11 protein-coding genes and 1 pseudogene are annotated in these 14,450 nt (G+C 70.5%); 5 read left to right on the forward strand and 7 right to left on the reverse strand.

What is annotated here, in order from left to right; all coding sequences use genetic code 11:
* Positions 1-158 precede the first annotated feature (158 nt).
* Complete coding sequence (gene aroQ / locus AC068B_RS39345; protein WP_468560455.1) at positions 159-623, reverse strand: type II 3-dehydroquinate dehydratase; 465 nt, start codon at positions 621-623, stop codon at positions 159-161.
* A gap of 84 nt (positions 624-707) precedes the next feature.
* On the opposite strand from aroQ, the pseudogene AC068B_RS39350 reads away from it, so the two are divergent.
* Together AC068B_RS39350 and AC068B_RS39355 are read left to right on the forward strand one after the other, a co-directional pair.
* Positions 708-1,644, forward strand: a pseudogene (locus AC068B_RS39350) (S66 family peptidase); the annotation flags it as partial.
* Positions 1,645-1,698: 54 nt separating this feature from the next.
* On the forward strand, positions 1,699-2,991 hold the full coding sequence (locus AC068B_RS39355; RefSeq protein WP_478676272.1) for an MFS transporter: 1,293 nt from the start codon (positions 1,699-1,701) through the stop codon (positions 2,989-2,991).
* Here AC068B_RS39355 and AC068B_RS39360 read toward each other — a convergent pair.
* From AC068B_RS39360 to AC068B_RS39385, 6 genes are all read right to left on the reverse strand, one after another.
* On the reverse strand, positions 2,981-4,081 hold the full coding sequence (locus AC068B_RS39360) for a calcium:cation antiporter (RefSeq protein WP_478676273.1): 1,101 nt from the start codon (positions 4,079-4,081) through the stop codon (positions 2,981-2,983). The two genes, AC068B_RS39355 and AC068B_RS39360, sit on opposite strands and share 11 nt — an antisense overlap.
* An 88-nt stretch (positions 4,082-4,169) precedes the next feature.
* On the reverse strand, positions 4,170-5,177 hold the full coding sequence (locus AC068B_RS39365; RefSeq protein ID WP_478676274.1) for a TerC family protein: 1,008 nt from the start codon (positions 5,175-5,177) through the stop codon (positions 4,170-4,172).
* Between the two features lie 251 nt (positions 5,178-5,428).
* Positions 5,429-7,378, reverse strand: a complete 1,950-nt coding sequence (locus tag AC068B_RS39370; RefSeq protein ID WP_478676275.1) for a TerD family protein — start codon at positions 7,376-7,378, stop codon at positions 5,429-5,431.
* Positions 7,379-7,473: 95 nt separating this feature from the next.
* The gene (locus AC068B_RS39375) at positions 7,474-8,052 is read right to left on the reverse strand and encodes a TerD family protein (RefSeq protein WP_356264109.1); all 579 of its coding nucleotides are present in this window, start codon (positions 8,050-8,052) and stop codon (positions 7,474-7,476) included.
* Positions 8,053-8,228: 176 nt separating this feature from the next.
* A complete protein-coding gene (uvrB, locus tag AC068B_RS39380; protein WP_478676276.1) occupies positions 8,229-10,400 on the reverse strand; it encodes an excinuclease ABC subunit UvrB in 2,172 nt (723 codons plus the stop codon).
* 77 nt (positions 10,401-10,477) lie between these two features.
* Complete coding sequence (locus AC068B_RS39385) at positions 10,478-11,362, reverse strand: MHYT domain-containing protein (RefSeq protein ID WP_478676277.1); 885 nt, start codon at positions 11,360-11,362, stop codon at positions 10,478-10,480.
* 275 nt (positions 11,363-11,637) lie between these two features.
* Here AC068B_RS39385 and AC068B_RS39390 point away from each other — a divergent pair, with 275 nt between their 5' ends.
* The 3 genes from AC068B_RS39390 to AC068B_RS39400 are packed head-to-tail and all read left to right on the forward strand — an operon-like array spanning position 11,638 to position 14,443.
* Positions 11,638-12,525: a glycerophosphodiester phosphodiesterase gene (locus AC068B_RS39390; protein WP_478676278.1), complete on the forward strand. Its 888-nt coding sequence runs from the start codon at positions 11,638-11,640 to the stop codon at positions 12,523-12,525.
* A 40-nt stretch (positions 12,526-12,565) separates the two neighbouring features.
* Positions 12,566-13,120 carry a methylated-DNA--[protein]-cysteine S-methyltransferase gene (locus tag AC068B_RS39395; RefSeq protein ID WP_478676279.1) on the forward strand — a complete coding sequence of 185 codons (555 nt, stop codon included), beginning with the start codon at positions 12,566-12,568 and terminating at the stop codon, positions 13,118-13,120.
* 60 nt (positions 13,121-13,180) lie between these two features.
* Positions 13,181-14,443 carry an MFS transporter gene (locus AC068B_RS39400; protein ID WP_478676280.1) on the forward strand — a complete coding sequence of 421 codons (1,263 nt, stop codon included), beginning with the start codon at positions 13,181-13,183 and terminating at the stop codon, positions 14,441-14,443.
* The last annotated feature ends 7 nt before the right edge of the window (positions 14,444-14,450 follow it).

Raw genomic sequence — 14,450 nt, forward strand, 5'->3', positions numbered from 1 at the left:
CTCCGTGGGAGGAGGAGCGGCGTCCGGTGCGTGCGATCGGCGTGCGGTGGAAAGGGTCATGTGGCGGAGCCACCTGTCCCTTTCCACCGTGCGGCGAGCGTGCGTGCCGGGCGTCGTGACCCCACGGAGATCCATCAGAAGGGCCCTAGGGGTACGCGTTACGCCCCGGCGGCGATCAGCGCCGCCACCCGCTCCACCGCGAACGCGTACCCCTGCACACCGCATCCCGCGATGACACCGTCGGCACGCTGCGAGACGTAGCTGTGGTGCCTGAACGCCTCGCGCTGGTGGATGTTGGAGATGTGCACCTCCAACACCGGCATCCCGTCACAGGTGTTGAGCGCGTCCAGGATCGCGACGGACGTGTGGGAGTAGGCCGCCGGGTTGATGACGATGCCCGCGTGGTGCTCGCGCGCCTCGTGGATCCAGTCGACCAACTCGCCCTCGTGGTTGCTCTGTCGCAGGTCCACGGTCCCGCCGTGCGCGGCCGCCGCCTTGGCGCACAGGGCCTCGACGTCGGCGAGGGTGTCCGTGCCGTAGATCTCGGGCTGGCGGCGGCCGAGGAGGTTCAGGTTCGGGCCGTTCAGGATCATGATCGGGGCGGTGGCGAGGCTGCGCGTCATAGGGGAGGTCTATCACGCCTCCCGCGCGCGGGTGCACCTCAATCCGGCTGCGCCCTCCGTAGGGCCCGCCTACGCTCCCGGGATGAGCTGGGCCTGGCACGGCTCCACGAAGACTTCGGCCTCGTACCCGACGACCCGCACGATGGCCGCGACCGCGCGGGAGCGGGCCGACGACATCCACGCGGCGTTCGCCGACCCGACGATCAAGGCCGTCATCGCGACCATCGGCGGCGACGACCAGATCACCGTCCTCCCCCACCTGGACCGGGAGTTGCTCCGCGCGAACCCGAAGCCGTTCTTCGGCTTCAGCGACAACACCAACCTGCTCGCGTACCTGTGGCGGTCCGGCATCGTCGGCTACCACGGCACGTCCGTGATGTGCGAGCTCGGCCGCCCCGGGGCCATGGCGCCCGCGACCGCGGACTCGCTGCGCGCCGCGCTCTTCACCTCGGGAACCTACGAACTCCGCCCCGCCGAGCGCTCCCGCGACATCGACCTGCCCTGGGACGACCCCACGACGTTCGCGCAGGAGCCGCCCACCGAGCCCTGCGACGGCTGGCGCTGGCACGGCCCCGAGCGTGTCGTGGAGGGGCGCTCCTGGGGCGGCAACCTGGAGATCCTCTCCTGGCTCCTGATGGCGGACCGCGAGATCGAGCGGGACCTGTCCGCGTACGACGGGTGCGTGCTGTTCCTGGAGACCTCGGAGGAACTGCCCGGCGCCGAGGACGTGTTCCGCATCCTGCGCGGCATGGGCGAGCGCGGGCTGCTGCGGCGCTTCCCCGCCCTCCTGATGGCCCGCCCCAAGGCATGGTCCTTCCAGCGCCCCTCCGATGCCGAGGCGAAGGCGGCGTACGTCCGCGAGCAGCGCGAAGCCGTCCTGAAGGCGCTCGATACGTACGCCCCGGAGACCATGGCCGTCTTCGGCGTGGACTTCGGTCACACCGATCCGCAACTCGTCATCCCCTACGGGGGAACCGTGCGGGTCGACGGTCCGGCCCGGCGCATCGAAGTGACTTACTGAGACCAGAGCGGTCGCCATGCGTTACCTCTAGTCACTGTGGGTAGTTGACGCGGCATGCACCGAACTGCGCCACCCTCACTGCCGCGGCTCGCGGCCGCCTCGCTCGCCGGGACCGCCATCGAGTTCTACGACTTCTTCATCTACGGGACGGCGGCGGCACTGGTCCTGGGGCCGCTGTTCTTCCCCACGTTCTCCCCGCTCGCCGGGACCCTCGCCGCCTTCGCGACCTTCGGAGTGGGCTTCGTCGCGCGGCCACTGGGGTCCGTGCTCTTCGGGCACATCGGCGACCGGCACGGCCGGCGCCCCGTGCTCATCGCGTCGCTGCTGCTCACCGGCGTCGCCACGGTCGCCGTCGGCTGCGTACCGACGTACGGATCGATCGGGATCGCCGCTCCCGTGCTCCTCCTCGTGCTGCGTTTCCTGCAGGGGCTCGGACTCGGGGGCGAGTGGGGCGGTGCCGTGCTGCTGACCGCGGAGCACGCACCTGCCGAGCGGCGCGGGCTGTGGGCGAGCTTCCCGCAGATCGGCCCCTCGGTCGGGTTCCTGCTGGCCAACGGCATCATGCTGACCCTGTCCGCCACGCTCACCGAGGCGCAGTTCGCGGCCTGGGGGTGGCGGGTGCCGTTCTGGGTCGCGGGGCTGCTCGTGGCGGCGGGCCTCGCGCTGCGCAGTTCGCTCGCCGAGAGCCCGGACTTCCTGGAACTGCGCGAGCACGCGCGCGTGCCGCTCGCCGAGGTGGTGCGCGGGCACTGGCGGCTGGTCCTCCTGACGGCGGGCGCGCTCGCGGTCGGGTACGCGGTGTTCTACGCCGTGACGACCTGGTCGCTCTCGTACGGAGTGGAGCGGCTCGGCGTGAGCCGCACGGTCATGCTGGCCTGCATCATGGCGGCGGTGGTGGTGAAGGGCGCCCTGACGCCGGTGGTCGCGGTGCTCGGCGACCGTTACGGGCGGCGGCCGTTGTGCCTGCTCGGGTGCGCCGCGACGGCCCTGTGGATGTTCCCGATGATCGCCCTGCTCGCGACCGGGGAGCCGCTGCTGATGTTCACCGGGTTCCTGGTGGCGCTGCTCGCGTTCATCACGATGTTCGCGGTGATCGGCGCGTATCTGCCGGAGCTGTACGAGCCCCGGATGCGCTGCACGGGCGCCGCGGTCGGCTACAACCTCGGCGGGGTGGTCGGCGGCGCGCTCACCCCGATCGTGGCGACGGCGGCGGCGCAGGGGGACGGGACGCCGTGGGGCGTGGCCGCGTATCTCACGGGCATCGCGCTGCTGAGCCTCGGGTGCTTCGCGCTGCTGCCGGAGACCCGGCCGGTCGCGGTCCCCGATCCGGCGGCCGCTACGGGGTGACCGCGAGCTCCAGGAACGCCGCGAACAGCACCAGATGGACCCCGCCCTGCAGCGGTGTGGCGCGCCCCGGCACGACCGTGAGCGTGCCGACGATCACGGTGAGCGCGAGCAGGACCATGTGGGTGGAGCTCAGGCCCAGTACGAGCGGTCCCGACAGCCACACCGAGGCGATGGCGACGGCCGGGATGGTCAGCCCGATGCTGGCCATCGCCGAGCCGAGGGCGAGGTTGAGGCTGGTCTGCACGCGGTCGCGGCGGGCGGCGCGCATGGCCGCGATGGTCTCAGGGAGCAGCACGAGCAGCGCGATGATCACACCGACGACGGCGTGCGGCATGCCCGCGCTCTCCACACCCGACTCGATCGTCGGGGACACGCCCTTGGCCAGGCCGACCACGCCGATCAGCGCGAGCCCGAGCAGCCCCAGGCTGAGCATCGCGTCCTTGGCGGAGGGGCCCTCGGCGTGGCTGTCGGTGTCGATGACCTCGCCCTGTTCGGTGAGGGGCAGGAAGTAGTCGCGGTGCCGCACGGTCTGGGTGGTCACGAAGATGCCGTAGAGGACGATCGAGGCGACCGCGGCGAAGGTCAGCTGGCCCGTGGAGAACTCGGGGCCCTGCTTGGTGGTGGTGAACGTCGGCAGGACCAGGCAGAGCGTGGCCAGTGTCGCGACGGTGGCGAGGGCGGCGCCGGTGCCCTCGGGGTTGAAGACGGCGACGCGGTGGCGGAGGGCGCCCACCAGGAGGCAGAGCCCGACGATGCCGTTGCAGGTGATCATCACGGCGGCGAAGACGGTGTCCCGCGCGAGGGTGGAACTCTTGTCGCCGCCATCGGCCATGAGGGTGACGATCAGCGCCACTTCGATGATCGTCACCGCGACCGCGAGGACGAGTGAGCCGAAGGGTTCGCCGACGCGGTGCGCGATCACCTCGGCGTGGTGGACGGCGGCGAGCACCGCCCCCGCGAGGATCAGCGTCACCACGGCGACCAGCACGCCGGGCAGGTCCCGCCCCCAGGTGAGGGCGAGGAGAACGATCGCGAGAACCGGCACCACGGCCGTCCACTGCATGCCGAGCGCCCGGAGCCGAGTGACCATGACTCGATGCTGCCCCGGGCGCTCTGGTGCCGCTACTCGGTGGCTCCCGCCCCCGTGAGGGGGCGGGAGCGGTGCCGTCAGGCCTCGATCAGGCCTCGATGCTGTCCTTGCGGGCGTCGTCGGTGCCGCCCTCGGTCTCGGCCGCCGCCTGCTGCTCCTGCTTCTTGGAGGCGATGAGGCTGGTGATCGTGGTGATCACCAGGACGCCGCAGATGACGCCGAGCGAGACCGGGATGGAGATCTCGGGGACGTGCACCCCGTTCTCGTGCAGGGCGTGCAGCACGAGCTTCACACCGATGAAGCCGAGGATCACCGACAGGCCGTAGCTGAGGTGGACCAGCTTCCTGAGCAGTCCGCCGATCAGGAAGTACAGCTGGCGCAGGCCCATCAGGGCGAACGCGTTGGCGGTGAAGACGATGTACGGGTCCTGGGTGAGGCCGAAGATCGCCGGGATGGAGTCCATCGCGAAGAGCACGTCGGTGGTGCCGATGGCGAGCATGACGACCATGAGGGGCGTCATGATCTTCTTGCCGTTCTTCCTGATGAACAGCTTCGTGCCCTCGTACCGGTCCGAGACGCCGAACTTCTTCTCGATGGACTTCAGGAGGCGGTTCTCCTCCCAGTCCTCTTCCTCGTCGTCGGCACGGGCCTCCTGGATGAGCTTCCAGGCGGTGTAGATCAGGAACGCGCCGAAGATGTAGAAGACCCACGAGAAGTTGGCGATGACCGCGGCACCGGCGGCGATGAAGATCGCTCGCAGGACCAGGGCGATCAGCACGCCGAAGAGCAGCACTCGCTGCTGCAGGTGGGACGGGACCGAGAACTTCGCCATGATCAGGATGAAGACGAAGAGGTTGTCCACGGAGAGGGACTTCTCGGTGATGAAGCCCGCGAAGAACTCGCCGGACGCCTGACTCTCGCCCGCGAACAGCAGGCCCAGGCCGAAGAGTGCGGCGAGGACGATCCAGACGATCGTCCAGATTCCGGCTTCCTTGATCGACACGTCATGGGGCTTGCGCCCGATGAAGAAGTCGACCGCGATCAGGGCACACAGACCGAGAACGGTCGTCACCCACAGGGTCATTGAAACGTCCACTGCGCCTCCGGCGTCGTACGGCTACTGATCAGCGTCGTCGCTGCCGGAGGTCTCTTCCACCCGAGGCGGTTGCCGCCATGAGTCGGGCCGACGCCCCGGGACCGATGGCGGTCCGTATTGACGGGTACGTCGCAGCCGGGAGTACTCCCCTCCGCAGGTAGAAGCGTACGCGAAATACCAAGCATTGGTAAAGGAGACGGCAAACAAGAGCCAAAAGCCCTGGTCAGGGCGGTGCGAAAGTCGCTTTAACGTCAGCGTCCGCCGTTGCGCCGGGCCGTGGCGACCTGGTCGAGGACCTGCCGCAGGATCTGGCTGCCCGGCGGGAACACCGGCGGGTCGTACGTCCACGTGTGCCCGACCCAGGGGTCGGCGAGGTGGTCGTCGGGCACCGGCGTCAGCCGCAGGAGGGCGCGCCACAGGGGGTCGAGCAGCGGCCCGTACTCCGCGGCGTCCTCGCGGTCGGCGACCATCATGAGGTGGACGCCGACGGCCGGGCCCTCGTCCGCGAGGTAGCGCAGCCGGGTCACGGCGCGGTCGTCAAAGCCGTGCGGGAAGTCGTTGACGATCAGGAGCTGCTCGGCGATGTCCAGGTCCGGGGGCAGCGCGTCGGCGGCGCCGCCGCGGACGGCCATCTGGACCAGGTCCACGCGCTGGGTGAGCCTGCCGAGGACCTCCTCGACGCCTGCCGCCCCGGTGGCCGGGGGCCCGGCGAGCACACCGGCCGTCACGAGCGGCGCCAGCGCGGGCGCGGCCGAGCCCGCCGCGTCGATGACGTGCACCTGGAACTCGCCCGCCGGATAGGCCGCCAGCAGCCGGGCCGCGTGCGCGACCGCGGTGTCCATGGCCAGCCTGCGCAGCTCGGCGGAGTCCGTGAAGGAGTTGGTGAGCGCCTTGCCGCTGTCGATCCACAGGCCGCGCTCAAGGGGCAGCCTGACGAGCATCGGGATCCGCAGGTCGACGCGCTCGGGCAGATGGAGGTCGCCGAGGCGCAGGGCCATGGGGATCTCCATCGGCGCGCGGTAGGCGTGCCAGGCGGGGCTGCTCCACGATGCGTACGACGGGGGCAGGGCGGGCTCGACGACGTCGGCCTCGGCGGCGAGCTGGGCCAGGTCGCGGTCGAGGGCGGCCCTGGCCTGGCCGATGAGGTCGGCGTGCTTGGCGCGGGCGGTCTCGCGGGCGGCGTCGCCCGCACCGCCGATGCGGCTGCGCGGGTCGGAGAGGACCTTGTCGAGCTCCTGCTCCATCCGGGAGTCGGCGAAGTCCACGGCGCTGCGGTACGCCGCCGTGGTGCGGGCCAGGTCCTCGAACATGCCCCACACCTGGTTGTAGAGCCGCTCCTCCATGGACCAGCCGGTGGCGTCGCCCGCGACGGGCTGGGCGGGCTCTCCCGGCCGGGCGGCGGGCACGGTGGGCGGGGGCGGCGGGGGCGCGGTCGTCTGGCGTCCCGGGTGGGAGTAGTTGACGGGGCCGCCGCTCGGCTGGTCGGCGGGGGCGGCCGGGGTGTCGTCGCCCGGCTGTCGCGCGGGCCGGGCCTGCGCGGGCGCGGGGTGGCCCTCGGGCGTCGAGGTCCGGTGGGCGTCCTGGCCCTGGGAGGCGGTGCGCACCCTGCTGCCGTCGGCCGGGCGGGGCGGCGGCGCCACGGAGCGGGCCAGGCCCTGGGCCACCGCGTCGTTGATCGCGGCGGCGAGCTCGCGGGCCTGGGGCAGCCCCTGGTCGGTGAGCATCTCGGCGAGGCCGCCCGCGTACCCCTGGCCGACCGCGCGGACCTTCCAGGCGCCCTGGCGGCGGTAGAGCTCCAGGGCGACGACGGCGGACTCGGCGTCCAGATCGGTGACGGTGTAGCTGGCGATCTCGGCGCCGTCGAGTCCGGTGACCGCGACGAAGGGGGCGGCGAGGGACCGGAAAGTGGCCGGGCCCTCGACGCCGACGGGCAGCGCGAGCAGGAGGCTGACCCGGTGGACGGTGTCCTGGAGGGCGCCGAGGTCCACGGCGAGGCGGTGGTCGGCGGCCGCCTGCTTGGAGACCTCGAGGCCCGGGAGGGTGGGCGAACCGGGGTGGGCCACCCACTCCACACCGGGGACCCTGCCTTGGTCGTCGCCGAGCGTGGCGCCCGCCACGACCGGTCGGCCTGCCGACACGCGGATCTCCAGGCGGGTCCCGGGCAGCGGGTGGTTCTGCCCCCGCACCAGCTCGGCCGTCATCGCGTTCGTTCCCCCTCGTACGTACGGATGGTGCTTGTGGTGCTTTTCGTGCTCGTGCTGCTTGAAGTGCTCGTGCTGCTAGGTACTCGCGGTGCTTAGAGGTGCGGCAGGATCGACGGCATCAGGTCCTGGAAGGTGCGGCCGTTGGCCGGGTTGCCGATGGCCGTCATCTGCCAGCCCGCGCCCGCCCGGTGGACCTTCGCCATGATCTGCGCGGTGTACTGACCGCCGCCGTCGAGGGTGTAGCGCGCGAGCTCCTGGCCGTTGGTCTCGTCGACCAGACGGCAGAACGCGTTCTGCACCTCCTGGAAGGTCTGGCCGGTGAACGAGTTCACCGTGAAGACGATCTGGTCGATGTGGACGGGGATCCGCTGGAGGTCGACGAGGATCGCCTCGTCGTCCCCGCCCTGGCCGACGCCGCCCACCAGGTTGTCGCCGGTGTGCCGCACGGAGCCGTCGTCGCTGACCAGGTGGCGGAAGAACACGACGTCCACCGGCTGCTTGTCCGCGAACAGCACCGCCGAGGCGTCCAGATCGACCTCACGGGTCCGCGAGCCGAACAGGCCACGGCGCGGGGCCGCCTGCCACCCGAGTCCCATGCGCACCGCGGTCAGGGCGCCCCCGTCGTCCTTCTGCAGGCTGATGGCCTGACCCTTGGTCATGTTGACCGTCACGCGCTGTCCCCTCTCGAACTGCCTGGGCAACCGCCTCTTGCGGTTGCCCAGCACCCTATGCACTCCGACCTGCGGAGCAGCACTCCGGGCCGCACTTTGTGGCGGTCTTGCAACAGACCGGCCAGTACGCCGTTCCTCGGGCCCCGGGCGTGTTTCCCGGCCCCGTCGTCACGGCCTCAGGCCTGGCCCGCCTCCCGCATCTGCCGCAGTTCCTTCTTCATCTCCGACACCTCGTCGCGCAGCCGGGCGGCGATCTCGAACTGCAGGTCGGCGGCGGCCGCGCGCATGCGCTCGGTCATCTCGTCGATCTGCTCGGCCAGTTCGGCCGCGGGGCGGTCGGTCGGGACGGTCTCCGCGCCCTTCTTGCCCTTGGCCTTGCCCGTGGCGGCCGCCGCTCCCTTGCCTGCCTTGCCCGCCTTGCCTGCCTTGGCCGCCTCGCCGCCGAGCGAGGGCACCGGGGCCTTGGCGGCCTTCGACTTGCGGTAGTCGGAACCGAGGAGCTGCTCGGTGTCAACCTCCTCGCGGGCGATCTGCGACACGATGTCGTTGATCTTCTTGCGGAGGGGCTGCGGGTCGATGCCCCTCTCCTTGTTGTACGCGATCTGCTTCTCGCGGCGGCGGTTGGTCTCCTCGATGGCCTTCTCCATCGCCGGGGTGATCTTGTCGGCGTACATGTGGACCTGACCGGACACGTTGCGCGCCGCGCGGCCGATGGTCTGGATCAGGGAGGTGCCGGAGCGCAGGAAGCCCTCCTTGTCGGCGTCGAGGATCGCCACGAGGGAGACCTCGGGCAGGTCGAGCCCCTCGCGGAGGAGGTTGATGCCGACCAGGACGTCGTACTCACCGGCCCGCAGTTCGCGCAGGAGCTCCACGCGGCGCAGGGTGTCGACGTCGCTGTGCAGATAGCGGACCTGGATGCCGAGCTCCAGGAAGTAGTCCGTGAGGTCCTCGGCCATCTTCTTGGTGAGCGTGGTGACCAGGACGCGCTCGTCCTTCTCGGTGCGCGTGCGGATCTCGTGCACGAGGTCGTCGATCTGGCCCTCGGTGGGCTTGACGACGACCTCGGGGTCGACGAGGCCGGTGGGGCGGATGATCTGCTCGACGAAACCGTCGCCGCGCGAGAGCTCGTACTTCCCCGGGGTCGCCGAGAGGTAGACCGTCTGACCGATGCGGCCGAGGAACTCCTCCCACTTCAGGGGGCGGTTGTCCAGCGCGGAGGGCAACCGGAAGCCGTGGTCGACCAGGGTGCGCTTGCGGGAGGCGTCGCCCTCGTACATCGCGCCGATCTGGGGGACCGTGACGTGCGACTCGTCGAGGACCAGGAGGAAGTCCTCCGGGAAGTAGTCGAGGAGGGTGTTGGGGGCGGTGCCGCGCTCGCGGTCGTCGAAGTGCATCGAGTAGTTCTCGACGCCGGAGCAGGAGCCGATCTGGCGGAGCATCTCCAAGTCGTACGTCGTGCGCATGCGCAGGCGCTGGGCCTCCAGCATCTTGCCCTGCTTCTCCAGTTCGGCGAGGCGCTCGGTGAGCTCCTTCTCGATGCCGGTGACGGCCTTCTCCAGGCGCTCGGGACCCGCTACGTAGTGCGATGCCGGGAAGACGTACAGGTGGTCGTCGTCGCTGATGACCTCGCCGGTGAGCGGGTGCAGGGTGGAGAGCGCCTCGATCTCGTCACCGAACATCTCGATGCGGACGGCCAGCTCCTCATAGACCGGGAAGATCTCGATGGTGTCGCCGCGGACGCGGAAGGTGCCGCGGGTGAACGCCAGGTCGTTGCGCGTGTACTGGATGTCGACGAAGCGGCGCAGGAGCTGGTCGCGGTCGATCTCCGCGCCGACCTTCAGGGGCACCATGCGGTCCACGTACTCCTGCGGGGTGCCGAGGCCGTAGATGCAGGAGACGGAGGCGACCACGATCACGTCGCGGCGGGTCAGCAGCGAGTTCGTGGCGGAGTGACGCAGGCGCTCCACCTCCTCGTTGATCGAGGAGTCCTTCTCGATGTAGGTGTCCGACTGCGGAACGTACGCCTCCGGCTGGTAGTAGTCGTAGTACGAGACGAAGTACTCGACGGCGTTGTTCGGCAGGAGTTCGCGGAACTCGTTCGCCAGCTGGGCGGCCAGTGTCTTGTTCGGCGCCATCACGAGGGTGGGGCGCTGGAGCTTCTCGATCATCCACGCGGTGGTGGCCGACTTGCCGGTGCCGGTCGCGCCGAGCAGGACGACATCCTTCTCACCTGCACGGATGCGCCGCTCAAGGTCGGCGATGGCTGCCGGCTGGTCGCCGCTGGGCTGGTACGGACTGACGACCTCGAAAGGTGCCACCGTGCGTTCGATCTTGGATACGGGCCGCATGGAATCCACCGTACGACCCCGCACTGACAACCGGGCCGGACCGGCCGTTCAGCGGCTCACCGGCGCCGGGCGCCCGCTCACCAGTTCTGCGGGGTGCGGGAGCCGGGGCGGGTGCGGGAGCGGGGCCGGGTCCTGCGGCGGGCGACGGGCACGTGGCGGTCGCCGGAGCGCGGGACGGGGTAGGACTGCCGGGCGCGGTTGCCGTTCGCGGGGTTCCTGACGTCCGCCTGGCCGCCCATCACCATGAGCGGGTCGAACATCACGATGACGCCCGCGAGGAGCAGGAAGGCGAGCGGCCCGATCATCATGGGCGCGAGGATCTCGGCGGGCGAGTCGCCGGGCGGCGCGGCGCCCGAGCCGTGCAGATGGACGCTGAGCCCCGCCATCCCCATGTAGTGCATGCCGCTCACGGCCAGGCCCATGACGAGGCTCGCACCGAGGCTCCACAGGATTCCTCTGACCTGCCCGGCCGCCCAGAGCGCGGCGGTCGCGGCGACCATGGCGATCACCACGGACGCGGCGACGGTCAGCGTGTTGTACTCCAGCGTCCCGCGAAGACGCATACCGGCCATTCCCAGGTAGTGCATCGTGGCGACCCCGAGCCCGGTGACCGTCCCGCCGGTGAAGAGGGCGGTGCCCGTCGCGCCGCGGTAGCCGACGATGAAGATGCCGATGCCGACCATGACGATGGCGACGGCGAGGCTCGCGAAGGTGAGCGGCTTGTCGTAGTGGATGGGGGCTTCCTCGACGGTGAAGCCCATCATCGCCACGAAGTGCATGGTCCAGATGCCGGAGCCGATCGCGGCCGAGCCGAGTGCGAGCCAGCCGGGCCGCCAGGAGTGCGCGAGGAGGAGCGATCTGGTGGTGCAGCGCAGTCCGAGCGCTCCCCCCAGACACGCCATGAGGTAGGCCACTACCGGTGTGACGACTCCGTAGCTGAACCCGTCGACCGTGCCCTGCATGCGCGGAAGCCCTTCCTCCCATTGTGCCCGAATGCCCGGAAAACGTCCCATGCGCCCCCTGCTGACGGCCATCTGAAAGGCCGTCGGCTGAGGCAGAGAGTAAAGCTCGCCCCGGAACCTACGAACGATTTTCCGGCAAAGAATCGCCATCTCCACGCGCGGGGTCCTCGTCGGTGATGACTCCGTTCAACCTGTGGCCATCCTGCACCTGTCTCCCGTTGGCTGTGGACTGTCACTTTGGAGCAGTCCGCGATCACACGACGCGAGGAGTACCCGTGTACGCACGTGCTGCCGCCACCACCGCTGCCCTTCTGGGAGCCGGTGCACTCGTCCTCCCCACCGCCACCGCCACCGCGCAGACCCCGGCGCCGAGCACCCGGCACGACCGCCCGCTGGTCGTCGCCCACCGCGGCGCCTCGGCCTACGCTCCGGAGAACACGTTCGCAGCCATCGACAAGGCCCGTGACATCGGGTTCCGCTGGGTGGAGAACGACGTCCAGCGCACCAAGGACGGCGAGCTGGTGATCGTGCACGACGACACCCTGAAGCGCACGACGAACGTCGAGGAGGTCTACCCCGACCGTGCCCCGTGGAAGGTCGCGGACTTCACGGCGGCGGAGATAGCGAAGCTCGACGCGGGCAGCTGGTTCAGCCCGAAGTACGCAGGTCAGCGCGTACCGACCCTGAAGCAGTACATGCGCAGGGTGTCGCACAACCACCAGAAGCTGGTCTTCGAGTTCAAGAAGCCCGAGCTGTACCCGGGCATCGAGAAGCAGGGCCTGCGGATCCTGCGCAACGAGGGCTGGCTCGACAAGCACCACGTGAAGAGCAAGCTGGTCATCCAGAGCTTCAGTGCGGACAGTGTGAAGACGGTGCACAAGCTGCGCCCCGACGTGAAGACCGGCTTCCTCGGCACCCCCTCGGTCGCCGACCTGCCCGAGTACGCGCGGTTCGCCGACCAGATCAACTCGACGCACACGTCCATCTCGGCCGCCTACGTCTCCGCGATCCACGCCCTGAAGGGCCCGCACGGCAAGCCGCTGGAGATCTTCACGTGGACCGTCAACGACGCCCCGAGCGCCAAGCGGGCGGCGGGCTTCGGCGTGAACGGGATCATCACGAACACGCCTGACGTCGTGCGCAAGGCGCTGCGCGAGGACTGACGGACCCGCGTTGTCAGTGGGCGGTCGTACGGTGGTCGACATGAACGCCATGGCGCAGGACCAGCGTGCGGCCGTGTGGGCCGTCGTCGACAGCGACATCGGTCCACTGCTGCTCGTCGCGACCGGCGAAGGCCTGGTCACCGTGGGCTTCCATGCCACGGAGGCGGTGCGCGACAAGACCCTGGACCGGCTCGGCGCCCGCCTCGGCGCCGAGCCGGTCCACGCACCGGACTCACCCCTGCTCGCCAAGGCGATACGCCAGCTCCGGGAGTACTTCGCGGGCGAGCGGCACGACTTCGAGCTGGCGCTCGACTGGTCCCTGATCACCGGCTTCAACCGCCGGGTGCTGCGCGAGCTCGCCTCCGGCGTGCCGTACGGCGCGGTGGTGGGCTATGGAGACCTCGCCCGGCGCGTCGGCCAACCCGGTGCGGCCCAGGCCGTGGGCCTGGCGATGGGCTCCAACCCCCTGCCGGTCGTGGTGCCGTGCCACCGCGTGGTGGAGAGCGACGGCGGAATCGGCGGCTTCGGGGGCGGCCTGGAGACCAAGCGGCAACTGCTCGCCCTCGAAGGGGTGCTCCCCCAGCCACTGTTCTGACAGAAGCCTGTCCGACTGTTCGCTGTTTCGGACGTACGAACGTCCTGACACACTGCGTCAGTGACTTCGACCGTCGACGCCCCTGACATACCCGGCCCGGAAGCCCTGCCCGCGCTGCGTCGCCGCACGAACGCGGTACTGATCGCCAGTCAGATCCTGGGCGGCCTCGGGGTGCCGATCGGCATCGCGCTGGCTCCGATGCTGGCCACCGACGTGAGCGGGACGGAGGCGCTGTCCGGCCTCGCGCCGACGGCCTCCGTGGCAGGCACGGCCCTCCTTTCGCTGCCGCTGGCCGCGCTGATGAACTCGCGCGGACGGCGTGCCGGGCTCGTCATGGCGTACGTGATCGGCGCGCTGGGCGCGGGGATCGTCGTGCTCGCCTCGGTCGTCGAGAGCTTCGCCCTGCTGCTGCTCGGCATGGCGGCCTTCGGCGCGGGCTCGCTGGCGACCCTGCAGGCCCGGTTCGCCGCGGCCGACCTCGCGGAGCCCGACCGCCGCGGGCGTGCCATCTCCCACGTCATCTGGGCCACGACCATCGGCTCCGTGCTGGGGCCGAACATCTCCGCGCCCACGAGCCGGATCTTCACCGACACCGCCATCCCCAAGGAGGCCGGTCCCTTCCTCTTCGCCGCCGGGATCTTCGCGGTGGCCGCCCTGGTGGTGGAGGTGCTGCTGCGGCCCGATCCGCTGCTCACGGCCCGCGCCCTGGCACCGCAGGAGAGCGGGACCGCACAGAGCCGCTCACTGAAGGCAGGCATCGCGGCGGTGGTCGCATCGCCGATGGCACGCCTCGCCCTGGTGACGGTGGCCGCCTCGCACACCGTGATGGTCTCGATCATGGTGATGACCCCGGTCGACCTGGGGCATCACGGCGCGGACCTGCAGCTGGTCGGGCTGGTCATCAGTGGCCACATCGCGGGCATGTACGCGTTCTCGCCGGTGATGGGCTGGCTCGCGGACCGGTTCGGCAGGCTCTCGGTGATCGGGCTCGCGGTGGGGCTGCTGTGCTGCGCCGCGCTGCTTGCGGGCACCGCGGGGCCCAGCCACGGCCAGACCGCCGCGGGGCTCTTCCTGCTGGGCCTCGGCTGGTCCGCGGGCCTGGTCTCCGGTTCGGCGCTGCTCACCGACTCGGTGCCGCAGCCCGCCCGGGCGGCCGTGCAGGGCCTTTCGGACCTGACGATGAACGCGGCGGCGGGCATCGGCGGCGCCGCCGCGGGGCTGATCGTCGCCCGGGCGAGTTACGGCTGGCTCAACCTGGTCGGCGTCTGCGTGCTGCTGCCGATGGCCGCGCTCGCCGTCCGCAGGGCGCTCAAGAAGGCGTGAGAGAAGG

Source organism: Streptomyces sp. NPDC042371 (assembly GCF_056437465.1).

What these genes read in the sequence shown, in the direction of transcription:
- aroQ (WP_468560455.1), bottom strand. Translation starts at nt 623, where the DNA reads ATGACGCGCAGCCTCGCCACCGCCCCGATCATGATCCTGAACGGCCCG.
- AC068B_RS39355 (WP_478676272.1), top strand. Translation starts at nt 1,699, where the DNA reads ATGCACCGAACTGCGCCACCCTCACTGCCGCGGCTCGCGGCCGCCTCG.
- AC068B_RS39360 (WP_478676273.1), bottom strand. Translation starts at nt 4,081, where the DNA reads ATGGTCACTCGGCTCCGGGCGCTCGGCATGCAGTGGACGGCCGTGGTG.
- AC068B_RS39370 (WP_478676275.1), bottom strand. Translation starts at nt 7,378, where the DNA reads ATGACGGCCGAGCTGGTGCGGGGGCAGAACCACCCGCTGCCCGGGACC.
- uvrB (WP_478676276.1), bottom strand. Translation starts at nt 10,400, where the DNA reads ATGCGGCCCGTATCCAAGATCGAACGCACGGTGGCACCTTTCGAGGTC.
- AC068B_RS39385 (WP_478676277.1), bottom strand. Translation starts at nt 11,362, where the DNA reads ATGCAGGGCACGGTCGACGGGTTCAGCTACGGAGTCGTCACACCGGTA.
- AC068B_RS39395 (WP_478676279.1), top strand. Translation starts at nt 12,566, where the DNA reads ATGAACGCCATGGCGCAGGACCAGCGTGCGGCCGTGTGGGCCGTCGTC.